This is a genomic window from Sporosarcina thermotolerans (assembly GCF_030067815.1).
Lineage (GTDB): Bacteria > Bacillota > Bacilli > Bacillales_A > Planococcaceae > Sporosarcina > Sporosarcina thermotolerans.
In genome coordinates this window covers 2,735,289-2,758,452 of the sequence record NZ_CP125968.1, presented here as the reverse complement: position 1 = coordinate 2,758,452, position 23,164 = coordinate 2,735,289, and the positions used below count along the sequence as shown (strand labels likewise).

Annotated in this window: 15 protein-coding genes, 1 other RNA gene, 8 pseudogenes and 1 other annotated feature; of the genes and pseudogenes, 22 read left to right on the top strand and 2 right to left on the bottom strand. The window is 42.2% G+C overall.

The genetic code is table 11. From position 1 onward, the window contains the following. Nucleotides 1–14 precede the first annotated feature (14 nt). From aspS to QNH10_RS15615, 3 genes and pseudogenes are all read left to right on the top strand, one after another. Nucleotides 15–1,771: pseudogene (aspS, locus tag QNH10_RS15625) on the top strand (aspartate--tRNA ligase). A gap of 95 nt (nt 1,772–1,866) precedes the next feature. After that, nucleotides 1,867–2,051, top strand: a non-coding RNA gene (gene ssrS, locus QNH10_RS15620) — 6S RNA. A gap of 90 nt (nt 2,052–2,141) precedes the next feature. Beyond that, a pseudogene (locus QNH10_RS15615) lies at nt 2,142–2,907 on the top strand (tRNA threonylcarbamoyladenosine dehydratase). Nucleotides 2,908–2,955: 48 nt separating this feature from the next. Here the strand turns inward: QNH10_RS15615 and QNH10_RS15610 are convergent. Then, a pseudogene (locus tag QNH10_RS15610) lies at nt 2,956–4,238 on the bottom strand (replication-associated recombination protein A). A 131-nt stretch (nt 4,239–4,369) separates the two neighbouring features. Here QNH10_RS15610 and cymR point away from each other — a divergent pair. The 15 genes and pseudogenes from cymR (at nt 4,370) to mtnN (ending at nt 19,157) form a co-directional block, all read left to right on the top strand. Then, nucleotides 4,370–4,789 carry a cysteine metabolism transcriptional regulator CymR gene (cymR, locus tag QNH10_RS15605; protein ID WP_283732271.1) on the top strand — a complete coding sequence of 140 codons (420 nt, stop codon included), beginning with the start codon at nt 4,370–4,372 and terminating at the stop codon, nt 4,787–4,789. Nucleotides 4,790–4,815: 26 nt separating this feature from the next. Next, nucleotides 4,816–5,952 (top strand): cysteine desulfurase family protein, encoded by a 1,137-nt coding sequence (locus tag QNH10_RS15600; protein ID WP_283732270.1) that lies wholly within the window; start codon nt 4,816–4,818, stop codon nt 5,950–5,952. Nucleotides 5,953–5,973: 21 nt separating this feature from the next. After that, nucleotides 5,974–7,098: a tRNA 2-thiouridine(34) synthase MnmA gene (gene mnmA, locus QNH10_RS15595; RefSeq protein ID WP_283732269.1), complete on the top strand. Its 1,125-nt coding sequence runs from the start codon at nt 5,974–5,976 to the stop codon at nt 7,096–7,098. An 11-nt stretch (nt 7,099–7,109) separates the two neighbouring features. Beyond that, entirely contained in the window at nt 7,110–7,772 is a 663-nt protein-coding gene (locus QNH10_RS15590) for a tetratricopeptide repeat protein (RefSeq protein WP_283732268.1), read from the top strand. A gap of 27 nt (nt 7,773–7,799) precedes the next feature. Further along, nucleotides 7,800–10,232 (top strand): annotated as a pseudogene (recD2, locus tag QNH10_RS15585) (SF1B family DNA helicase RecD2). A 38-nt stretch (nt 10,233–10,270) separates the two neighbouring features. Then, nucleotides 10,271–10,471: a binding site (T-box leader), on the top strand. Nucleotides 10,472–10,764: 293 nt separating this feature from the next. Next, nucleotides 10,765–13,398, top strand: a pseudogene (gene alaS, locus QNH10_RS15580) (alanine--tRNA ligase). A gap of 80 nt (nt 13,399–13,478) precedes the next feature. Beyond that, a complete protein-coding gene (locus QNH10_RS15575; RefSeq protein WP_283732267.1) occupies nt 13,479–13,751 on the top strand; it encodes an IreB family regulatory phosphoprotein in 273 nt (90 codons plus the stop codon). Next, nucleotides 13,748–14,167 carry a Holliday junction resolvase RuvX gene (ruvX, locus tag QNH10_RS15570; RefSeq protein WP_283732266.1) on the top strand — a complete coding sequence of 140 codons (420 nt, stop codon included), beginning with the start codon at nt 13,748–13,750 and terminating at the stop codon, nt 14,165–14,167. The genes QNH10_RS15575 and ruvX overlap by 4 nt, the downstream gene beginning before the upstream one ends. A gap of 10 nt (nt 14,168–14,177) precedes the next feature. Next, nucleotides 14,178–14,474, top strand: a complete 297-nt coding sequence (locus tag QNH10_RS15565; protein ID WP_283732265.1) for a DUF1292 domain-containing protein — start codon at nt 14,178–14,180, stop codon at nt 14,472–14,474. A 120-nt stretch (nt 14,475–14,594) separates the two neighbouring features. Continuing rightward, nucleotides 14,595–15,713, top strand: coding sequence for an endolytic transglycosylase MltG (gene mltG / locus QNH10_RS15560; protein ID WP_283732264.1), 1,119 nt, complete (start codon nt 14,595–14,597; stop codon nt 15,711–15,713). Between the two features lie 27 nt (nt 15,714–15,740). After that, on the top strand, nt 15,741–16,412 hold the full coding sequence (locus QNH10_RS15555; RefSeq protein WP_283732263.1) for an O-methyltransferase: 672 nt from the start codon (nt 15,741–15,743) through the stop codon (nt 16,410–16,412). After that, complete coding sequence (gene udk / locus QNH10_RS15550; RefSeq protein ID WP_283732262.1) at nt 16,413–17,051, top strand: uridine kinase; 639 nt, start codon at nt 16,413–16,415, stop codon at nt 17,049–17,051. Between the two features lie 101 nt (nt 17,052–17,152). After that, nucleotides 17,153–17,629: a transcription elongation factor GreA gene (gene greA, locus QNH10_RS15545; RefSeq protein WP_283732260.1), complete on the top strand. Its 477-nt coding sequence runs from the start codon at nt 17,153–17,155 to the stop codon at nt 17,627–17,629. 88 nt (nt 17,630–17,717) lie between these two features. Then, nucleotides 17,718–18,437 (top strand): YrrS family protein, encoded by a 720-nt coding sequence (locus QNH10_RS15540; protein ID WP_283732259.1) that lies wholly within the window; start codon nt 17,718–17,720, stop codon nt 18,435–18,437. 27 nt (nt 18,438–18,464) lie between these two features. Next, nucleotides 18,465–19,157, top strand: coding sequence for a 5'-methylthioadenosine/S-adenosylhomocysteine nucleosidase (gene mtnN / locus QNH10_RS15535; protein WP_283732257.1), 693 nt, complete (start codon nt 18,465–18,467; stop codon nt 19,155–19,157). 386 nt (nt 19,158–19,543) lie between these two features. Here mtnN and sigK read toward each other — a convergent pair. Next, nucleotides 19,544–20,243: pseudogene (gene sigK, locus QNH10_RS15530) on the bottom strand (RNA polymerase sporulation sigma factor SigK). Between the two features lie 169 nt (nt 20,244–20,412). Here sigK and QNH10_RS15525 point away from each other — a divergent pair. From QNH10_RS15525 to yhbY, 4 genes and pseudogenes are all read left to right on the top strand, one after another. Beyond that, nucleotides 20,413–20,928, top strand: coding sequence for a YqeG family HAD IIIA-type phosphatase (locus QNH10_RS15525; RefSeq protein WP_283734661.1), 516 nt, complete (start codon nt 20,413–20,415; stop codon nt 20,926–20,928). Further along, nucleotides 20,916–22,030 (top strand): annotated as a pseudogene (gene yqeH / locus QNH10_RS15520) (ribosome biogenesis GTPase YqeH). The gene QNH10_RS15525 and the pseudogene yqeH overlap by 13 nt, the downstream one beginning before the upstream one ends. 13 nt (nt 22,031–22,043) lie before the next feature. After that, nucleotides 22,044–22,873, top strand: a pseudogene (aroE, locus tag QNH10_RS15515) (shikimate dehydrogenase). Next, entirely contained in the window at nt 22,874–23,161 is a 288-nt protein-coding gene (yhbY, locus tag QNH10_RS15510) for a ribosome assembly RNA-binding protein YhbY (RefSeq protein ID WP_283732256.1), read from the top strand. Nucleotides 23,162–23,164 lie beyond the last annotated feature (3 nt).

The window sequence follows — 23,164 nt, the reverse complement described above, 5'->3', positions numbered from 1 at the left end:
AGGTTGATGATTTTATGCAACGTACACATTATTGTGGAGAATTAACAGAGAAAATCATAGGGCAAACAGTTACATTGCAAGGTTGGGTACAAAAAAGAAGGGACCTTGGCGGACTTATCTTTATCGACCTTCGGGACCGTTCGGGGATTGTTCAAACCGTTTTCAATCCTGATTTCTCTAAAGAAGCACTTGAAATTGCAGAATCGATTCGAAGTGAATTTGTAATTGAGGTATACGGCAAGGTAGTTGAACGGGAAGAGAAACAAAAAAATGACAAGCTGCTAACAGGATCTATTGAAGTGCATGTCGAAAACATCCAAATTATTAACGAGGCTAAAACTCCTCCTTTCATTATTGAAGACGAGACGGATGTAAATGAAGAAATCCGGTTGAAATACCGTTACTTGGATCTACGCCGCCCACAATTGGCGAAAGTATTCAAAATGAGATCAGATATTACTAAGACAGTCCGTAATTTCCTTGACGGTGAAGGGTTCCTCGAAGTGGAGACACCTATATTGACAAAGTCCACACCGGAAGGCGCAAGGGACTATCTCGTACCAAGTCGTGTTCATGACGGACAGTTCTACGCATTGCCACAATCGCCTCAGTTATTTAAACAAATGCTGATGGTATCCGGGTTTGACAGATATTATCAAATCGCGCGCTGCTTCCGGGATGAGGATCTACGTGCGGACCGTCAACCTGAATTTACACAAATTGATATGGAAATGAGCTTCATGACAATCGAAGGCATCATCGAATTGAATGAACGACTTATGAAAAGAGTAATGAAAGATGTAAAGGGAATTGATATTGAAACTCCTTTCAAGCGGTTGCCATACGATGAAGCAATGAGTAGATTTGGATCGGATAAACCAGATACGCGTTTCGCAATGGAATTGCAGGATGTGTCTGAGGTCGTGAAGGATTCTTCATTTAAAGTGTTTGCTGGAGCCGTGGAATCGGGTGGGCAAGTTAAGGCCATCAATGTAAAAGGTTCTGCTAATAGCTATTCACGAAAAGACATTGATGCACTTGGCGAATTTGCTGCGCGTTACGGAGCGAAAGGTCTTGCTTGGCTAAAAGTCGACGCAGAAGGATTGAAAGGTCCAATTGCAAAATTCTTTGAAGGTGAAGCTGCGGAAGAATTAGTGAAGTTGCTTGATGCGCAAGAAGGTGACTTACTCCTGTTTGTTGCAGACAAGAAGTCAGTTGTTGCGGATGCACTTGGAGCACTACGTTTGAAACTTGGTAAAGACTTGAATTTGATCGATGAAACGAAATTTAATTTCTTATGGGTAACCGAATGGCCATTATTTGAATACGACGAAGAAGAAGGCCGTTATTACGCTGCGCATCATCCATTCACTATGCCTGCAGATGTGGAAGGTCTTGTATCGAATCCAAGTGCCGTAAAGCACAGGCATATGACCTTGTTTTGAACGGCTACGAGCTTGGCGGGGGATCATTGCGGATTTACAAGCGGGATGTACAAGAGAAAATGTTTAAGGCACTTGGATTTACCGAAGAAGAAGCTCGCGAACAGTTCGGTTTCTTGCTTGATGCATTTGACTATGGTACTCCTCCACACGGCGGTATCGCTTTTGGCTTGGACCGAATCGTTATGTTATTATCCGGTTCAACAAATCTACGGGATACTATTGCATTTCCGAAGACAGCGAGTGCAAGCGACTTGTTGACAGAGGCGCCAAGCGAAGTAGATCCTACACAACTTAACGAGTTAGGAATCTCCATTCAGTCGAAATAAAATTAGTGGAAAAGTAACTATTCAAAATATGCAATAAATTACCTATGTAGAAATCGTTGAATACAGTATCAAAATGTGATAGGATACAATTAATACGAATCCTAAAGTGTTCGTTATTTGCTAATCAGTTTTGACCGAACATTTTTATCGTAGGGAGCTTGTATTCCACTTTGGATGGAACGCCCGTAACTTTAGGGACTTCAGAATAAATGGATATGGCACCCACCTGCAGAGTGCGGGTTCAAAACGATACTTCAAAGACGGCACGTTTGGGATTCGTTAACGTTTTTATACATTTATTTAATTCACTATACCCCTCTTGCGGACCTGCGGAGGGGTTTTTGATTGACATAAGAAAGGCGGAATTTAAGTGTTGCATCAATTTTCTCGTAATGAATTGGCGTTTGGTCCAGAGGGCATTGATCGGATGCGTAATACAACAGTGGCTATACTTGGTGTAGGCGGAGTTGGTTCTTTTGCAGCTGAGGCCTGTGCACGTAGTGGTGTAGGTAGAATCATTCTTATCGACAAAGATACAGTAGATATAACGAATGTGAATCGTCAGCTTGTTGCTACACTTTCTACAATCGGTCGTTCGAAAGTGGAAGTGATGGAGGAACGGATTGCTGATGTGAATAAAGATTGCGAAGTGATAGGACTCCATATGTTCTATACTGAAGAGACATATGAAGAGTTTTTTAGCTATAATCCTGACTATGTGATTGATGCTTCGGATACGATCAGTTATAAAATCCATCTTATTAAGGAATGTGTTTCCCGGGAATTAAAATCATTTCAAGCATGGGTGCTGCGAATAAACTGGATCCAACACGCTTTCGGATAGCGGATATTTCGAAGACGCATACGGATCCGATTGCGAAAATTATAAGACTTAGATTGAAAAAAGAGGTATTAAGAAAGGTGTACCTGTTGTGTTTTCGGATGAGAGCCCGATTGTTATACGGGAGGATATCGCGGAAACAGTAGGGAAGCCTGATGCGGCAATTCGTAAGGCGAAGATGCCGCCTGCTTCGAATTCGTATGTTCCTTCAGTGGCGGGTCTTGTTTGTGCGAGTTGGGTGTTGAATGACATTGTTAAGGATATTCCGATTGAGCGAGTGAAGGATAAAAAGTAATGAAAAGGGTTGTCCGGATATTCATATCCGGACAACCCTTTTATGCGTTTATTTTTTCTTCCTAAATTCTTTAAGGCGTTGGTAGATGCCTGCGAGTTTTCTTCTTCGCCGGCGATTACGGGGGTGTAGAATTCTGTATCCTTTATCTTATCAGGCAAGTATTGCTGATCGACCCAACCGCCGAAGGAGCCGATTGGTGAATCATGCGGGTACTGATACCCTTCATGTCCCAATTCCGCTGCTCCTGCATAATGCGTGTCACGAAGGTGTAAGGGGATATCGCCTGTCTTACCATCATTTATCGCCCTTATTGCGGCGTCAACTGCTTTATATGCTGAATTGGACTTTGAGGCGAGACACATCTCGATAACGGCGTTCGCCAAAGGAATACGTGCTTCAGGCATGCCTAACCGAACAGCAGCCTCGGTTGCAGCAAGAACGTGAGGCCCAACTTGAGGGGCAGCTAAACCTACATCCTCATAGGCCATAACAAGCAATCGTCTTGAGACGGCGATCAAGTCCCGGTTTCAAGTAAGTTCGCCAAATAGAAAATTGCTGCATCTACATCGCTCCCACGCACTGATTTCTGCAAAGCCGATAAAAGGTTATAATGGTGGGATCCTTTTTATCACCAACGAGTCCGATACGGCCAATCAGATTATCGATTAGCCAATCCTCGATTAGTATTTTTCCGTCTTCTTCATCACTTGCAGAAACGATTGACTCCAACAACGTGAGTGCTTTCCTTGCATCACCATTTACCCCCTCTGAGATTTTTTCGATTTGATCATCAGTCATCTCGATTGGTGTTTTTCCTCACCGCGTTCTTTATCATGTAAAGCTCGCTCTATTAATTTAATAACATCTTTAGAATCAAGCCGCTTTAACTGTAAAATTTCGCCGCAGCGTGACCTGATAGCAGGGTTTACGCTATGGAAAGGATTTTCAGTTGTGGCTCCGATAAGCACTATGGATCCTTTTTCAACATGCGGAAGCAGTGTATCCTGTTGTAGTTTATTGAACCGATGGATTTCATCAAGAAATAGAATTACTTTACCTGTAATCCTTGCTTCGGCAACTACATCCTCCACTTCTTTTTTTCCGGAAACTGTGGCATTTAAAGAGATGAATGGCAATTGGGTCGTTCCAGCAATGGCAAATGCCAGTGATGTTTTCCCAATTCCAGGTTCGCCGTAAAGCAACATAGAAGGGACATGGCCTTTTGAAATCATTCTGTAAAGTGCTGTGTCTTTTCCAATGATATGCTGTTGTCCTGCGATTTCATCTATAGTTTTTGGTCGCATTCGGAATGCCAATGGTTCGTTGTGCAAAATAATCACTCCCCGTACATCTGTTCCTTCATTATACATGAGTATTGGGGATAAGTCATTTGGAGGAAGCGGCAAGGTCAATTATGCTATAATATTTTGAAGTGTAGTTAAAGAAAAGGACGTTGGTAATTATGAGGATTTCTACGAAAGGTCGGTATGGACTCACGGTTGTTGTAGAGCTTGGGAAAAAGTATGGGGAAGGCCCTTTGCCATTGCGAAAAATAGCAGAAGAACAAAATCTATCAGAAGCTTATTTAGAGCAACTCATACCTACTTTGCGCAATAGCGGAATTGTGAATAGTGTCCGTGGTGCTTACGGGGGCTATAAGCTTTCGAAACCACCGAGTGAGATAACAGCCGGAGATGTGATTAGATTGCTTGAAGGCCCAATTCAGGTTGTTGAAGGAATTGAGGAGAGCAATGTACCACAACAGACACTTTGGAATCGAATCGGGGACGCAATTAGGGAAGTCCTCGACAAAACGACGATTAAGGACCTTATTGAATCAGAAGATGAATCTAATTTAGACGGATATATGTTTTATATATAATCCTGTGAAGGAGACGAATCAAGACAATGATATATTTAGATCATGCTGCCACAACTCCTATACATCCGGAAGTCAGTGCGGCCTATATGCGCGCAATGGACACGGTATTCGGCAACCCCTCGAGCATCCATACATTCGGTCGTACTTCACGTAAGCTTTTAGACGAATCAAGAAAGACGATTGCGGAAGCATTACACGCAGAACCGCCTGAAATCATCTTTACTTCAGGAGGCACTGAAGCAGATAATATTGCTGTTTTTGGCACAGCAAATTCAATGAAAGAAAAAGGCAATCATATAATTACCACTGCGATTGAACACCATGCGGTTCTGAATTCTTGTAAAGAATTAGAGAAATCCGGTTTTCAAGTAACATATTTACCTGTTGATAAAAACGGGAAAGTAAATGTAAAACAAATAGAGGCTGCATTAACAGATCAAACAATCCTTGTGTCAATCATGTATGGAAACAATGAGATTGGTACGATTCAACCGATCAAGGAGATTGGTGAAGTATTGAAGGAACACCAGGCTATTTTTCATACCGATGCTGTACAAGCATTCGGAGTAGTGGAACTGGATGTGAATGAACTACATGTTGATTTACTAAGTGCATCTGCCCATAAGTTGAATGGACCTAAAGGTGTCGGCTTCTTGTACCAAAGAAAAGGACTTCAAACGAATCCGCTACTCTTTGGTGGTGAACAGGAGAGGAAAAGAAGAGCGGGAACGGAAAATGTACCCGCGATTTCAGCCTTTGCAGAAGCTGTGAAAATAGCTCAACAAGAGATGGCTCAAAACCGTATCAAATATGCGGGCTTTGAAAAAATCCTAACAGAGACTTTTGAAATGAACAATGTATCCTATGAAGTGAATGCAAACGGAGCAGAAAGACTCCCGCATGTTATAAATATAAGTTTCCCAGGAACAGATATTGAATCCCTGTTAGTAAATATGGATATGGCAGGAATTGCGGTATCAAGCGGTTCCGCTTGTACAGCAGGATCTCTTGAGCCATCCCATGTTTTATCCGCAATTTGTGGAAGTGAATCTGCAAAATTAAGGAATTCCGTACGATTCAGCTTCGGACTTGGTCTTGAAGAAGACGCTATCCGAGATGCGGCACAAAAAACTTCAGAAATCGTAAACCGACTAGTGAAATGAATTTAAAAAGGATGAATAACAATGAGAACTACAACTAAACCGATTGCTGAAACAAGAGTAGTCATCGGGATGTCCGGCGGTGTTGACTCTTCCGTAGCGGCACTACTATTAAAGGAACAAGGATATGACGTCATCGGAATTTTTATGAAAAACTGGGATGACACAGATGAGTTTGGGGTTTGTACCGCAACTGAGGACTACGAAGACGTAATCAGTGTATGTAATGAAATCGGAATCCCTTATTATGCAGTCAACTTTGAACAACAATATTGGGATAAAGTCTTTTCCTATTTCCTTGAGGAATACAAAGCCGGAAGGACGCCGAACCCAGACGTAATGTGTAATAAGGAAATAAAATTCAAAGCGTTTTTAGATCATGCAATCAGTCTTGGAGCGGATTTCTTGGCAACAGGCCACTATGCACAAGTCGTAGAAACAGAACAAGGGGTAGCGATGTTAAGAGGGAAAGATGAAAACAAAGACCAGACCTACTTCCTTAATCAGCTCAATCAGGAGCAATTGCAAAAAGTGATGTTCCCGATTGGCGACCTCGATAAATCAGAAGTTCGTAAAATTGCTGAGAGAGCTGGACTTACAACAGCGAAGAAAAAAGATTCAACAGGCATTTGCTTTATCGGTGAACGGAATTTCAAGGAATTCCTTGGCCAATACTTGCCAGCTCAACCAGGCGAAATGAAAACGATGGACGGAAAAACCGTCGGAAAACATGATGGGTTAATGTATTATACAATCGGACAGCGTCATGGTCTTGGAATCGGTGGTGCTGGTGATCCTTGGTTCGTTATTGGAAAGGATCTTAAAGAAAATACATTGCTTGTCGGTCAAGGATTCCATCATGATGCACTTTATTCCGATAGCCTAACTGCCATTAATATCAGTTTTTCAACTGCTCGTAAGATGCCGAAAACATTTGAATGTACGGCGAAATTCCGATACCGTCAACCTGATACGAAAGTGACAGTTGAACTATTGGAAAATGGTGAGGCAGCCGTTACGTTTGCCCAACCAGTAAGAGCGATTACTCCTGGTCAAGCTGTCGTGTTTTATGACGGAGAAGAATGTCTTGGTGGTGGAACAATCGATACAGTCATCAAAAACGGCGTGCAATTAGATTACGTAGGATGAGAGGAAATTCGATGGAATACAATGAACTTGGAATAAAAGCCCTGCAAGAAGGGGCGTATGAAAAAGCGATAGAAGCTTTCATGAAAGCGGCTGAGGAGGAACCGGACAATCCGGTAGGGTACATTAACATAGCAAATGTATTTGCTTCCCTAGGTGACACGGAAAGGGCGGAGCGATTCTTTCAAAAGGCGATTACTTTAGACGAAAATGCTGGTTCAGCTTTATATGGATTAGGCAATCTCTATTTTACGAATGACCGTTTTGAAGAGGCGGCAAAGTTGTATGAAAAAGCAATCCGAGCCGGTTTAAATGAAGCTGATGCTTTTTTCATGCTTGGAAAAAGTTTAAAGCAATCTGGTAATAGTAAACTTGCATTGCCGTATTTTCAAAGGGCAGCTGAATTGGCTCCTGATGACCTTGAAATTAGGCTAGCCTATGGAATTCTCCTTGCTGAAATGGAATTATTTGAGGAAGCAGGCAAAGAACTTCGATTTATCCTTGAAAAGGACGAGGCGAATGTTGATGCCCATTATAATATCGGTGTGTTGTATGCAGTATCGACAAACCGGAAAGAGGATGCTATTCATCATCTTGAGAAGGCATTCACACTTGAACCGGAACATACCCAGGCACGATATATTTACGACATGATCAAAATGGGCGAACAATCATAACAGCTGATGGTTAAGGTGGTGGAAGGTATGGAAGGAAATGCAGAGGCGATGTTCATAGTTGGAAGACCGGTAGTTACAATCTTCCACAATCCCGATAATCTATTTTCAATTGTCAAATTGAAAATAACGAAAACAAATAGCGGTTATGCGGATCGGGAAATTGTCATAAAAGGAAATTTTCCACCGCTCGCAAACGAAGAGGATTATCGATTAACGGGGGTACTTGTCAACCATTCGACGTACGGACAGCAATTCGATGTCCACACCTTCTCCAAAGAATTGCCAGAAACCGAAACTGGGATTGTCCATTATCTATCAAGTGATTTATTCCCCGGTATTGGTAGAAAAACTGCGGATACAATTGTTAAAACTTTAGGAATGGACGCTATCAAACAGATTCTTGAAAATCCGTCTGTTTTTGGACCGTATTCCTAAGCTCTCAGAAGAGAGGAAAGAAACCCTTGTTACAGTACTGCAGGAAAATTTAGGGTTAGAACGTTCGATGGTTCAATTGAATGAATGGGGTTTTGGCCCCCAACTTTCCATGCGGATTTACCAGACATATCGCGAGGAAGCAATTGAATTATTAAAAGAAAACCCTTTTCGGTTGATAGAGGACGTTGAAGGAATTGGTTTTCAACGAGCGGATGAATTAGGTAAACAATTGGGTATCACGGGTAGCCACCCTTCACGTGTGAAAGCTGCCATTCTTCATTCGATCAACCAAGGAGTCCAGTCCGCCGGCCATGTTTTTTTAGACGCAGAAATGATTTTGCCGGAAGTGAAGCGACTACTTGAAAGTAGCCAAAGGGAAGAAGTGACTTTTCAGCAAATTTCTCAAATGGTCATTGAATTGGTGGAGGAAGGGAAGCTCTGTGGCGAAGGTAAAAGGCTATATGTCCCTTCTCTCTATTTCTCGGAAATTGGCATCGCTTCGAAGTTGGAACGAATTATGGAGAATGACCATGCCGACAAATTTCCGGTATCCGAAATCAGAAAAGCAATTGGTGAAGCGGAAGAACGTCTTGGCGTCAGTTATGCAGAAACTCAAGTTGCTGCAATTCAGGAGGCTATTCATTCTCCAGCAATGATTCTTACTGGTGGTCCGGGTACTGGTAAAACAACAGTAATTCGGGGATTAGTTGAAGTATATGCCGAGTTGCACGGTCTTTCATTAGACCCCAAAATCTATGCGAAAAAAGAAGAAAGTTTTCCAATTGTTTTAGCGGCTCCGACAGGTCGTGCGGCTAAAAGGATGTCTGAATCCACGGGCCTTCCTGCGATGACAATCCATCGCCTTCTTGGTTTCACTGGCCAAGAAAGAGATGATGCAATCGGAAAGGAAGTGGAAGGGCGACTCATCATAATCGATGAAATGTCGATGGTCGATACATGGTTAGCGCACCAGTTGCTGAAGGCATTACAAAACGATATCCAAATCCTTTTCGTTGGCGACCAGGATCAGCTTCCCCCTGTAGGGCCCGGACAAGTTTTAAAAGATATGCTTACCTCAGGAAAAATCCCGGTTGTCGAACTGACCGAAATCTATCGTCAAAGTGCCGGATCCACAATTATTGAAATGGCCCATATGATTAAAAACGGCGACTGGGTAGATGATATCACCCGGAAAACAGGAGATCGTTCATTTATCAAAGCATATGGAGATCAAATCCTTGAAGTGGTCGAACAGGTGGTCAAAAATGCAATTTCAAAGGGCCACCATATCAAAAACATCCAAGTACTTGCACCAATGTACAAAGGGCCTGCAGGTATAGACGGGTTAAACAAGATGATCCAGCAGATGGTCAATCCTCCGGGTCCTGACCGGAAGGAAGTCGTATTCGGGGAGACTGTTTACCGTATCGGGACAAAGTGCTCCAGCTTGTCAACCAACCTGAAAGTAATGTTTTCAATGGCGATATGGGTGAAGTTATCTCTATCATCAAAGCTAAAGAAACAGTGGATAAAAAGGAAATGCTGATCGTTTCATACGACGGGATTGAAGTGGAATATGAACGTAATGACTTAAATCAGATAACACTAGCTTATTGCTGTTCAATCCATAAATCCCAAGGTAGTGAATTTCCAATTGTCGTCATGCCAATTGTCCGAGGCTATCGGAAAATGCTCCGGAAAAATCTTTTATACACAGGGATTACACGGGCCAAAAACTTTCTAATTCTATGTGGAGAGCCTGAGGAATTCAAAATTGGAATAAATCGGACAGACGAACTGGAGCGCCAGACGACTCTAAAGGAAAGATTACGCAAAGAGTCTATCGTGGAAAATGAAGATGTCATTGAAACAAGCCAACTGGCGAAACATAGTGAAACCTTAGACAATCCTGATTCCGATGTTAAAAAAGAATACAGACTTACAAGAGAAACAATTCTTGGCATTGACCCGATGATTGGTATGAGGGGAATAACCCCATACGACATTTCCGAGGCAATAGATTGACACATCGCACTCTATTCCCTATAATCCTAAGTATCATATAAAATTCGTTGACGGAGAAAGTACGCCTATCGCCATGTTCAGAAAGGAATCCCCAGGCTGCAAGGATTCCCATGGCCATTTGCCGGAAAGCTACTCCCGAGAGCAACTAATCCTTGCCGTTAGCCGCGTTAAGGCGTCTTGAGATACCGGTTTTCACCGGTAAATTAGGGTGGTACCACGAAAAAATCTTCGTCCCTTGTACAGGGGAGGAGATTTTTTTGTTTTTATTTAATTTTATTTTTGCTTTTGCTTTCAAATCTTTGATTGTTAAGTATGTCTAGTTGCTTGAAGTGGAAGGCGGCGACTCCAGCAAAAGCGTAGCGTTACGAGCAATGTTTACTGCGACCCTAAGGGAGCAGGAAGTTGTAAGTCGCTGCCTTAATTTCTGCAAAAAACGCAGAAATACGGCAAATCGAACTCTTCGTGGTTCGATTGGAAAGCGTCCGCCTGCAACGTAAAGCAACGGTTTATAATAACCCAAGGAGGAAATTTCATGAAAAAACTAACATCAGCTGAAGTCAGAAGAATGTTTCTTGAATACTTCAAACAACATGGCCACAGCGAAGAACCATCAGCACCCCCTAGTGCCAATCGACGACCCTTCACTTCTATGGATCAACAGCGGAGTCGCAACACTAAAAAAATATTTCGACGGACGTGTCATCCCAACTAACCCACGTATCGTCAACGCCCAAAAATCAATCCGAACAAACGACATCGAAAATGTCGGAAAAACTGCTCGCCACCATACATTCTTCGAAATGTTAGGGAACTTCTCAATCGGTGACTACTTCAAAGAAGAAGCAATCATCCGTGCATGGGATTTCCTAACGAATGAAAAATGGATCGGCTTCGACCGGAATTACTTTCCGTCACCATCCACCCGGAAGATGACGAAGCATACGCAATTTGGAAAGATAAAATCGGTATTCCCGAAGAGCGCATTATCCGATTAGAAGGGAACTTCTGGGATATCGGAGAAGGACCAAGCGGCCCGAACTCAGAAATTTTCTATGATCGAGGCCCATCATATGGCGATGATTTTTCGGATCCGGAATTGTATCCAGGCGGTGAAAATGAACGCTACTTAGAAATCTGGAACTTAGTGTTCTCCGAATTCAACCATAATCCTGATAACACGTACACGCCGCTACCAAAGAAAAATATTGATACTGGAATGGGACTTGAACGTCTTGTTTCCGTCATCCAAGAAGTGCCGACAAACTTTGACACGGATCTATTTATGCCGATCATCCATTCTGTAGAAAACGTTTCCGGCGAGAAATACGGCGAGAACGAAGTAAAAGACACAGCATTTAAAGTGATTGCTGACCATATCCGTACTGTTGCGTTTGCGATCGGCGACGGGGCACTACCTTCCAACGAAGGAAGAGGATATGTCTTACGTAGACTTTTACGTCGCGCAGTACGCTTCGCAAAACAATTGGGTATCAATAAGCCATTCATGTATGAACTCGTCCCTGTCGTTGGGGAAGTAATGGAAGACTTCTATCCACAAGTCAAAGAAAAAGAAGCTTTCATTATGAAGGTTATTAAGAATGAGGAAGAACGCTTCCATGAGACTTTGCACGAAGGATTGTCTATATTGAACACTGTTATGGAAAAAGCGAAAGCTGCTGGCCATTCAGTCGTATCTGGTAAAGATGCATTTAAGCTTTATGACACATACGGCTTCCCGTTTGAGCTAACAGAAGAGTTTGCAGAAGAAGCAGGAGTGACAGTCGACCGTGTCGGCTTTGAAGAAGAAATGGAGAATCAACGGAAACGTGCTAGGGCGGCTCGACAAGATGTCGATTCAATGCATGTTCAATCAGAAGTGTTAGGGAATCTTCATGAATCAAGCGAATTTATCGGATATGATAATTTGGCTTGCGAGTCACAAATCAGCGTTTTATTGCATAATGGTGATTTGGTTGCGCATGCTTCTGAAGGGGATGAAATCCAATTCATCCTTGAACGTACACCGTTCTATGCAGAAAGCGGAGGGCAAATCGCGGATAAAGGAATCGTTGAAAGTGTGGCATTCATCATCGATGTGAAGGATGTGCAGAAAGCGCCGAATGGCCAAAACTTGCATTCCGGAATTGTTCGTTCAGGCGAAGTTTCGCATAGCACCAATGTACATGCAGAGGTGGATGTGGAATCACGTAAATTGACGATCAAAAACCATACAGCAACTCATCTTCTTCATAAAGCGTTAAAACTCGTACTTGGAGAACATGTTAATCAGGCTGGATCGTATGTTGGACCGGATCGTCTACGTTTCGACTTCTCACATTTTGGTCAAGTCACAAAAGAGGAATTGGAACGGATTGAAGAAATCGTTAATGAAAAGATTTGGGAAGATATCTCCGTTCAAATTGAACAGAAACCGATTAATGAAGCAAAAGAAATGGGTGCAATGGCTTTATTCGGTGAGAAATATGGGGATGTAGTTCGTGTAGTTTCCGTGGGAGATTTTTCACTTGAATTATGCGGTGGTTGCCATGTGCCGGCAACTTCTACAATAGGCCTTTTCAAAATTGAATCGGAAAGCGGAATTGGTGCAGGTACAAGACGAATCGAGGCAGTTACTGGCAAACAAGCCTACCTCTCATTCAAAATGGAAGAGGGACTATTGAACAGCGCTGCGACAATTTTAAAAACTAATCCAAAAGAGATTGTAACGAAGGTCCAATCCACGTTGATGGAGGTAAAAGAGCTTCATCGTGAAAATGATTCACTTTCCGCGAAATTGGGGAATAGCCAACTATCAGATATATTGGCAACTTCACAACAAATTGACGATGTGACAGTAATATCAGCCAGAGTGGATGTTAAGGATAACAATGCACTTAGACAAATGATTGATGAATTGAAACAAAAGATTGTAAAAGGTGTAATTGTACTTGGTGCGGCGTCGGAAGGAAAGGTTTTACTCGCATCTGGAGTGACAGAAGACTTGAAAGGCGGGAAATTCCATGCCGGAAAAATCGTCAATCATGTAGCTTCTCAGTGCGGCGGTAAAGGTGGAGGTCGTCCAGATATGGCGATGGCAGGTGCAAAGGATGCTTCTAAACTTGATGTAGCCCTCCAATCCGTGTATGATTATGTCAAATCCGTTTAACCGGAAATAGGCATCGGGTATAGAGAAGTGGGACAGATATCCGATTAACAAACGGACGATTGGAAAGTGGGGTGTCGACTATGAATTCATACGACAAAACGATGAAATTCAACTTTCCTGAGGAATCGATGGAGCAAGAAGTAAAATTGGTCATGCTTCATGTGCATAAAGCACTAGAGGACAAGGGTTACAATCCTATTAACCAGATTGTCGGTTATCTTCTTTCTGGCGACCCAGCTTATATTCCTCGTCATTATGAAGCCCGTAACCTCATCCGGAAATTGGAGAGGGACGAAATTCTTGAGGAGCTTGTGAAGTTCTACATCCGTGAAAACGGAGGTAAATCCAAGTGAGGGTAATGGGGTTGGATGTTGGTTCCAAAACGGTCGGTATTGCAATCAGCGATGCACTTGGGTGGACAGCCCAAGGCATCGAAACGATTAAGATTGATGAAAGTGCCGGCCAATTTGGTATGTCAAGAATTCAGGAGCTTGTTACTGAATATGCAGTTACTTCTTTCGTTGTCGGTTATCCGAAAAACATGAACAACTCGATCGGTCCAAGAGGGGAAGCATCTGAAAGATACGCGGAACTTTTAAAGGAAACGTTCGGTCATCCTGCTGTACTGTGGGATGAGAGACTTACGACAATGGCAGCGGAACGGATGCTGATCGAAGCGGATGTCAGCAGAAAGAAAAGAAAAACCGTCATCGATAAGATGGCAGCAGTCATGATACTACAAGGGTATCTTGATTCAAAAAATAGATGAGGTGATTTATATGGAACATGGACAAGAAACAATGACAGTAGTAGATGAGCACGGTGTAGAGCATGTATGTGAAGTTATTTTCACATTCGATTCGGAAGATTTTGGAAAATCATATGTCCTTTACCACATTTTAGGTGAAGATGAAGTCGGCGAAGATGAAGAGGTTGAAATCCATGCTTCTGCTTTCATCCCATCAGAAGATAACGAAGACGGAGAGTTATTGCCAATCGAAACAGACGAAGAGTGGGATATGATTGAAGAAATGTTGAACACTTTCCTTGCTGAAGACGACGAGGACGAAGAATAATTCATATGTGCACGGACGGAATGGTGCAGGCCATTCCGTTTTTTTCAATGAAAAGAACCTTTATCCAAGTTTTCAGTTCAATAGTTAGATAGCACGAAATGGGGTTACGCAGAATGGAAAATGGGTCAAAAAAAAGAAGCGATGTTTGAAAAGATGCTCGAACAGAAAAAAGAAGTGAAAATTGTTAGGCGCATCGTGTTTGTTCTCACATTGTTAATCATAATCGGGGGGCTTCTTGGTGGCCGTGCAGTTTATAAATACATAAACGAAGCACTACAGCCTGTTGACCCTAACTCCGAAGAGATAATAGATGTTGAAGTTCCGATAGGATCTGGGTTAACATCGATTGCCGAAATGCTGGAGGAAAAAGGTCTAGTCAGGAATGCGAAAATATTTAAGTATTATGCAAAATTCAACAACGAGGCGCAGTTTCAAGCGGGTTCGTATGGATTGACAAAGGCAATGACTTTGGATGAATTAATTGAAAGTCTAAAAACAGGTAAAGTCTATAGGACACCAATTTTCACTATGACTGTTCCAGAAGGCTTAACATTGGATCAGATAGCAAATGTAGTTGAAAAACGGGCCGGAATCCCTGCAAAGGACTTTTTGAAGTATGTGAATAACGAGCAGACGATTGCGGATCTTATGGGTAAATACCCTAAAATTCTAACTGAAGATATTTTGGCTGAAGACGTTAGATATCCACTTGAAGGGTATTTATATCCAGCTACGTATCCATTCTACGAAGAGAAGCCATCAGTTGAAACGGTTGTCACTACGATGTTGGATGCAACATCTTCGAACATTACACCTTACTTCGCTTATTTAGAGTCAAACGGAAGGTCTGTTCATTGGTTACTTACATTCGCCAGTTTACTTGAAAGGGAAGCCACGGCAACTACGGATCGAGAGGCAATTGCAAGTGTCTTTTATAACAGATTGGAAAAAGGCATGATGCTTCAGACAGATCCAACTGTTTTATATGCGTTAGGCATGCATAAAGATAGGGTTTTATTTGCCGATTTGGAAGTTGATGATCCATATAACACATATAAATACGTTGGACTTCCTCCTGGACCAATAGCGAATTCTGGAAAGTCTTCAATCGAGGCAGTAGTTGACCCTGCAATTACGGAGTACTTCTATTTCCTTGCAGACAAGGAAGGAAAGAATTACTTCGCGAAGACTTACGAAGAGCATTTGGCTAATATTGCAGAACATCTATCAGGCGATTGAGCCGCAGAAAGAATGGAAGTGATCATCGTGAGTGAGTACACAACATATATTTCCAATTTGACTGAAGCCGAAAGTCCGTTGATTCAAGAAATGGAGAATTTTGCAGAAGAAAATAGGATTCCGATAATGGATAGGAACGGGATTGACACGTTTGTCGGTCTACTTCGAATCCAGCAGCCAAAGTTTATACTTGAAATCGGCAGCGCAATAGGATATTCTGCTATCCGGATGGTATCGTCAATAAAAGAAGTGTCCATCGTTACCATCGAACGGGACAAAGAAAGGTATGAGTCCGCAGTCGAGTATATCGAGCGAAGTGGATACAATGATAGGATTACCATCATTGAAGGCGATGCTTTACTGATGGATGAAGATCTTATTCCTGCACGTCAGTATGATGCTCTGTTCATTGATGCTGCGAAAGGCCAATACAAACGGTTTTTTGAGAAATATTCAAAGCATGTTGCTCCGGGCGGTGTCATTTATTGTGATAATATGTTTATGCATGGTGCGGTACTGATTCCGGATGAAGAATTACCGAAACGGAACCGTACGATGATTCGAAATCTAAAGGAATTCACTACTTGGATCATGGGGCATCCTCAGTATGAAACGTCACTGCTTCCAGTTGGTGACGGAATTTTAATTGCAGTTAAAAAGAGGGACTGGGGTTTCCCTGCATTTGAGGGAGGAAAATAAATGGATAAGAGCAAACCTCTTGTCATTGGCATTGCCGGTGGTTCAGGATCGGGGAAGACCAGTGTTACGAACCGTATTTATAATGTGTTCAAGGAACACTCAGTTGTTGTTATTGAACAGGATTATTATTATAAGGACCAATCCCATTTGGAGTTTGAAGAAAGACTTTTGACAAACTACGATCATCCACTTGCGTTTGATACAGATTTGTTGATTGCTCATATCGGTAAACTTTTAGATCGGGAAGCAATAGAAAAACCGGTGTATGACTATGCTTTGCATACAAGGTCTGATCAGAAGATAACGATTGAGCCGAAGGACGTCATCATTCTTGAGGGAATTCTTGTTCTTGAGGATGAAAGGCTGCGTGATCTGATGGATATTAAGCTTTTTGTCGACACGGATGCTGATTTACGCATTATTAGGCGTCTTTTGAGAGATATTAACGAAAGAGGCAGAACAATCGATTCTGTTATCGAGCAATATCTATCAGTTGTTCGTCCAATGCACAATCAGTTCATTGAACCGACAAAACGGTATGCAGATATTATCATCCCGGAAGGCGGTCATAATGAAGTTGCGATTGACCTTATGGTAACGAAAATAAAAACAATTCTTGAATACGGCACGAAATTGTAATATGATAAAGTCAGAATTCAATATAAATGGCCCTATGTCGCATACCTTTAGCAGGAGCGGCATAGTGTTTTTATGAACAGGAATATGAGGAGTGTTGTAAAATGGTATCAGAGAAAAAATATCCAATGACAGTATCAGGCAAAAAAAAGCTTGAAGATGAGCTTGAGTTCTTAAAAACTGTAAAACGAAAAGAAGTCGTTGAACGCATTAAAGTTGCTCGTAGCTTTGGTGACCTATCGGAAAACTCGGAATATGATTCCGCGAAGGAAGATCAGGCATTTGTTGAAGGAAAGATTTCTACACTCGAGTCGATGATTCGTAACTCTGTCATTATCACAGAAAACGAATTGAATACTGATGAAGTACAACTTGGGAAAACGGTTACATTTAAAGAACTACCTGATGGTGATGAAGAGACATACACGATTGTAGGCTCAGCAGAAGCTAATCCGATTGAAGGGTTAATCTCTAACGATTCACCAATCGCAAAGGGCTTGATTGGCCGTAAAAAAGGCGACGAAGTTAAGATTGTGACTCCAGGGGGAGAAATGTCGGTCGTTATTGTTGAAATAAAGTGACCTTTAATGGCCGCCTTCAATATGAGGGCGGTTTTTTCCCTTATAGGGGTTTAGTTTGCCTTGACTAACTGTAAAGGGGGATGGTTGTATGAATGGAACTAATTCAAATTATTCACGAACGAGCCGTAAAAAAAGAAAGAACCGAGGCAACCAATTATTAAATATTATGATTGGACTTGTTGTTGTATTGATAGTGATCGTCGGGGCCAATATTTTTATCGGCAGTAAAAACGATGATAGTAAGGATCAAACAGCAAATCAAGATGCACAAGAGAACATCGAAGAGAACTCAAGTGAAAACGATGCAGATACTGACGGTGAAAATGGAATGCCGGCTGATGATGAAGATCAATCCAATGATAGTGATGTGAATGATGAAAGCACGGACGATGGAGGATCTGATGGTTCGGGAGCGGGAACATCCGGAGACGGAAATACTGACGAAGCTAACGATGAAGATACCATAACTATTGTCCCGAATGATGAAGAGATAATTGATGAAACAATTATTAACAATGCTTGGCAGCCAATCGGAACAGTTCAAACAGGCGATCATATTTCAATCTATGAAATAGGTACTGTTGACTGGGATGAAAAGAAAAAAGCAATCGCCTATGCAACTGGATTTCCGGAGGAATCCTTAATCTATTGGAAGATTAAAAATGGCGGTGGGCCACAAAAATCGATTGGGATTGTCTCAACTAGGGACGAAGTGGAGAAATTCCGTGTTTATCTCGAATGGGTGGATGAAAAGGGTTGGCAGCCAGTGAAAATGGATATTTTAAACACATTGGACTTTGAATATTGAACTGAACTACAGTCGGAGGGCAACTAGATGAAAATAGCAATTATAGGTGCAATGGAAGAAGAAGTAGAAATCTTAAGAGGAAAAATCGAAACACAGCATGCAAGCGTGATTGCAGGGTGTGAGTTCATTGAAGGAAAGATTGGCAATCATGATATCATCCTTGTGAAAAGTGGGATTGGTAAAGTAAACGCGGCAATTGCAACGACATTGCTAATACAACAATATAAGCCAGATGCAATTCTAAACACTGGATCCGCAGGTGGTTTTGCTGAAACCCTTGAAGTTGGAACAATTGTCATCTCGGATGAGGTCAGACATCATGACGTGGACGCGTGCGTCTTTGGTTATGAAATCGGCCAAGTACCGGGAATGCCACCGTCTTATCTATCAGATCCGAAGCTTGTCCAAGCCGCAAGGGAAGCCGTTGAGGAAATTGGGGAACACGCGCATGCGACAGGACTGATTGCTTCAGGGGATGTATTCATGAGCGACAGTGAACGTGTTAATCTCGTGAAAAGTCAGTTTCCGAAAATGATTGCTGCTGAAATGGAAGCAGCAGCGGTTGCACAGGTTTGTCACCAATTTGGAACACCTTTTGTTGTAATCCGAGCATTATCCGATATTGCCGGTAAGGAATCTTCAATCAGTTTTGATGAATTCCTACCCCTTGCAGCAAAACATTCTTCTGAAATTGTCATGCATGTCTTATCGAAATTATAATTGATATATGGTAAGATAGAAGTAAGGTATTTATTGTCTATAAGGAGGTTATGATAGATGTTTTATCTAATGGCTGGCGTGTTTTTTCTATCCACAGTTCTCGCTGTTATAATCGCTCGTGAGGTAAGTGCAGACTGATATCCTAAATGCGAGATGTAAAAACAAAATGCATTAAATTGGCGTTTCCTTTCACGCGGCCGGGGGCCCTGTGTAAGGAAACGCCTTTTTACTTCGTATAGACTCCGGTCGCCCTGCGTTTTTGTTTACGTATAGACTCCGAGCGCCAGTCCCTCAAGTCGGTTCAGACATGCCAAAAAGGCAAAGTGCGCCTTTCCGGCATGTCTTCCACCGCTTGTTGGGAATAAGCAGGCGCCCTCCGCTTTTGGTTATTCATTGTATTCATGCTTAAATAGCTGATACAATTTGACAATGGCCCTTTTCTCGATACGGGAAACATAGCTTCTTGAAATATTGAGTTGCTGGGCAATGTCCTTTTGGGTCATCGGTTGATCATCCAATAATCCATATCTTCTTTGGATGATTTCGAGCTCCCTTCCATCCAACTTTCCAAGATGGCGATAAAGCCGTTCTTTAAGCTCTTTCTGTTGGACGGTTTCGACTGGAGCTTCCTCTTCGGTTTGCAACAAATCTGCTATCTGAAGGGACTGCCCATCCTTGTCTGTCCGATTGGATCAAAAAGCGATACGTCTTTTTGCACTTTTTTTTGGGTTCTTAGGTACATGAGTATTTCATTTTCAATACAACGGGCTGCATATGTCGCTAATTTCGTTTTACGGTCAAGTGTAAAACTGTTTACAGCCTTCATAAGCCCGATTGTACCAATGGAAATGTAATCGTCCAGTTGTTCGTGTTTTGGGTGGAATTTTTTTACTACGTGAGCGACGAGGCGCATATTCCTTTCTATTAGCTCATCTCTTGCGCTCTCATCACCTTCTGCCAATCGCTTCAAACAATCCGCTTCTTCCGCTTTGGATAACGGGCGACGGAATGCCTGCCCCGGATATAGCCGACCATTGCCGGGATTTCGACCCACAGTTGGACGAGTGTCATAACAAATCCGCTCATCGGTCCACCTCCTGTGTCGTTATATGACAGCATATGCGCTGACGGCTTGTATTAATTCGGCGTGGTGAAGCGAATGATTGAAAAGGATTTGTCTCTCTTACAATGCATGTGAAACGCTTCTGTTGTGGTATAATACACTTTGAATTGGAGATATAACGGAGTGGATAACTTGTATAATTACTTTCTGCCGGATGAGTATGTTAAAGACATCTTTCAAATTTCGCCGGATAAACTAATTGAAAAAGGAATTAAAGGAATCATTACCGATTTAGATAATACGCTTGTGGAATGGGATCGGCCAGAGGCGACTCCCGAAATTTCGGAGTGGATGAAAATGATGCAAGACGCGGGTCTTCAAGTGACGATTCTTTCGAATAACAATCATGCCCGTGTGCAGACATTCTGTGATCCACTTGGTACACCATTCATATGTGACGCCCGTAAACCATTGGCAAGAAACTTTAAAAAGGCACTTGCCACGATGGGCTTACAAAAGGAAGAGGTTGTAATGGTGGGAGATCAGCTTATGACAGATGTGTTAGGTGGCAATCGATTTGGCCTGCGTACGATACTTGTTGTTCCTGTAGCAAGCTCAGATGGCTTTGTTACAAAGTTTAACAGGATGATTGAAAGAAGAATCTTGGCCAGACTCAAACGTCTTGGAAAGATTGAATGGGAGGAATAAGGTTGGAACAACTTAAATGTATAGGTTGTGGAATAGAAATTCAAACGGAGGATCCGAAAAAGGAAGGTTTTGCTCCTCCATCGTCATTGGAGAAGGAGGAAGTCATTTGTCAACGCTGTTTCCGACTTCGCAATTACAATGAATTGCAGCCCGTCTCATTATCTGGTGACGATTTCCTCAAGATTTTGAATGGTATTGGGAACAAAGATGGCCTTGTCATTAAAATCGTTGATATTTTTGATTTTAACGGTAGCTGGATAAATGGATTGCAACGATTCGTTGGCGATAAGGATATATTGTTAGTCGGCAATAAATCCGACGTCCTTCCCAAATCAATCAATCGCAATCGACTTATCAATTGGATGAAAGCTGAAGCCGCAAAATTGGGGCTGAAGCCAATCGATGTGTTACTTATTTCCGCACATAAAGGGCATGGCATGGAAGAGGCAATGGAAGCTATCGATAAATATAGAAAAGGGAAAGATGTCTACGTTGTCGGTTGCACGAATGTTGGAAAGTCAACGTTCATAAATCGAATCATAAAGAATGCAACAGGTATGGGTGAGGTTATTACGACATCCCATTTCCCTGGGACTACGCTCGACTTAGTTGAAATTCCTCTTGACGACGGAAAGGCTATATATGATACGCCTGGAATTATTAACGACCATCAAATGGCCCATCATTTAGATGCCAAAGATCTTAAGGCGATTACTCCGAAAAAAGAGTTAAAACCAAAAGTGTTCCAATTGAATGCTGAGCAGACTCTATTCATAGGAGGGCTCGCTAGGTTCGATTTCCTTAAGGGTGACCGTTCCTCTTTCACAATCCATATATCGAATGACCTTCCTATCCATCGTACAAAGTTGGAAAATGCGGATTCATTATATGCTTCGCATTTAGGTGATTTACTTTCACCACCAAGCGGAGAATCACTTGAGAAAATGCCGCCACTTGTAAGACATGAATTTTCCATTAAAAAACCGAAAATGGATCTTGTCATTTCGGGCTTGGGCTGGATCACTGTGCAGCATCCCGGAGTAGTTGTTGCAGTACACGCACCCGTGGTGTTGATGTAGTGCTCCGTCCATCACTTATTTAAGGGGGGACAGTCCATGAAGAAGTGGTATGCAGTTATTGGTGACCCAATTGCACAATCGATGTCTCCAGAAATGCATGAAGCCTGGTTCAGAGAAAACCAGATTAACGCATCCTATATACCGGTACATGTGAAGGCAGATGAATTGGAAGCTGCTGTAAGTAGCCTAAAAAGATTGGGATGCAGCGGTTGGAACGTAACTGTTCCTCACAAGACTGCCATTATTCCTTTTATAGATAAATTGGACAAACCGCAAGTCGAATGAATGCTGTGAATACAGTAAAAGTGCTTGAAGACGGTACTCTTTACGGTATGAATACTGATGGACAAGGATTTGTCCGTTCATTGCAAGAAGTCTACGCATTAGGGGAAACTATCGGTAATGTACTTGTCATCGGTGCGGGAGGAGCGGCAAGTGGTATATCTTTTGCCTTGGAGGACGCCGGTTTTGGTCCCATCACTTTTACGAATAGGACCTTTGAAAAAGCTTTGCAGTTATCTGGTGGTTTTTCTTCAGGTTCTGCTTTATCATTTAAAGATGCCGAATCGGCAATCGGCAAATTTGAATTGATCGTACAAACGACGTCCGTTGGCATGAATTATGCCCGCAGCGGAATCCCTTTGGATCCCTCGGGAATAACTGAAGGAACAATTGTCGCGGACATCATCTATAATCCGTTCGAAACTGATTTTTTACGAATTGCTCGTGAATCGGGCGGTAAGACATTGAATGGTATCGGAATGTTCGTCCATCAAGGTGCCCTATCATTTGAGTTGTGGACAGGCATTACCCCTGATACGCGTAAAATGATTCAGTCCATTTCAACAAAACTTGGAGGAAATTAAATGTTATCTGGAAAACAAAAAAGTTATTTACGTAGTGAAGCACATCATCTTCAACCTATTTTTCAAATCGGAAAAGGCGGTTTGACAGATCAAATTATTAAACAGATTGAGGAAGCACTTGAAGCAAGGGAATTGATAAAAGTGAGCATTCTTCAAAATTGTGAAGAGGATAAGAATGAAATTGCTTCAAAACTTGAAAGTGCTGGAATTGAAGTTGCGCAAGTGATTGGTAAAATCCTTGTGCTTTACAAAGAATCGAAAGAGAAAAAACGGATTGTCCTTCCATAAGGA

Coding starts and splice junctions, on each gene's coding strand:
- cymR (WP_283732271.1), top strand. CDS start 4,370: ATGAGGATTTCTACGAAAGGTCGGTATGGACTCACGGTTGTTGTAGAG.
- QNH10_RS15600 (WP_283732270.1), top strand. CDS start 4,816: ATGATATATTTAGATCATGCTGCCACAACTCCTATACATCCGGAAGTC.
- mnmA (WP_283732269.1), top strand. CDS start 5,974: ATGAGAACTACAACTAAACCGATTGCTGAAACAAGAGTAGTCATCGGG.
- QNH10_RS15590 (WP_283732268.1), top strand. CDS start 7,110: ATGGAATACAATGAACTTGGAATAAAAGCCCTGCAAGAAGGGGCGTAT.
- QNH10_RS15575 (WP_283732267.1), top strand. CDS start 13,479: ATGAATTCATACGACAAAACGATGAAATTCAACTTTCCTGAGGAATCG.
- QNH10_RS15565 (WP_283732265.1), top strand. CDS start 14,178: ATGGAACATGGACAAGAAACAATGACAGTAGTAGATGAGCACGGTGTA.
- mltG (WP_283732264.1), top strand. CDS start 14,595: ATGGGTCAAAAAAAAGAAGCGATGTTTGAAAAGATGCTCGAACAGAAA.
- udk (WP_283732262.1), top strand. CDS start 16,413: ATGGATAAGAGCAAACCTCTTGTCATTGGCATTGCCGGTGGTTCAGGA.
- greA (WP_283732260.1), top strand. CDS start 17,153: ATGGTATCAGAGAAAAAATATCCAATGACAGTATCAGGCAAAAAAAAG.
- QNH10_RS15540 (WP_283732259.1), top strand. CDS start 17,718: ATGAATGGAACTAATTCAAATTATTCACGAACGAGCCGTAAAAAAAGA.
- mtnN (WP_283732257.1), top strand. CDS start 18,465: ATGAAAATAGCAATTATAGGTGCAATGGAAGAAGAAGTAGAAATCTTA.
- yhbY (WP_283732256.1), top strand. CDS start 22,874: ATGTTATCTGGAAAACAAAAAAGTTATTTACGTAGTGAAGCACATCAT.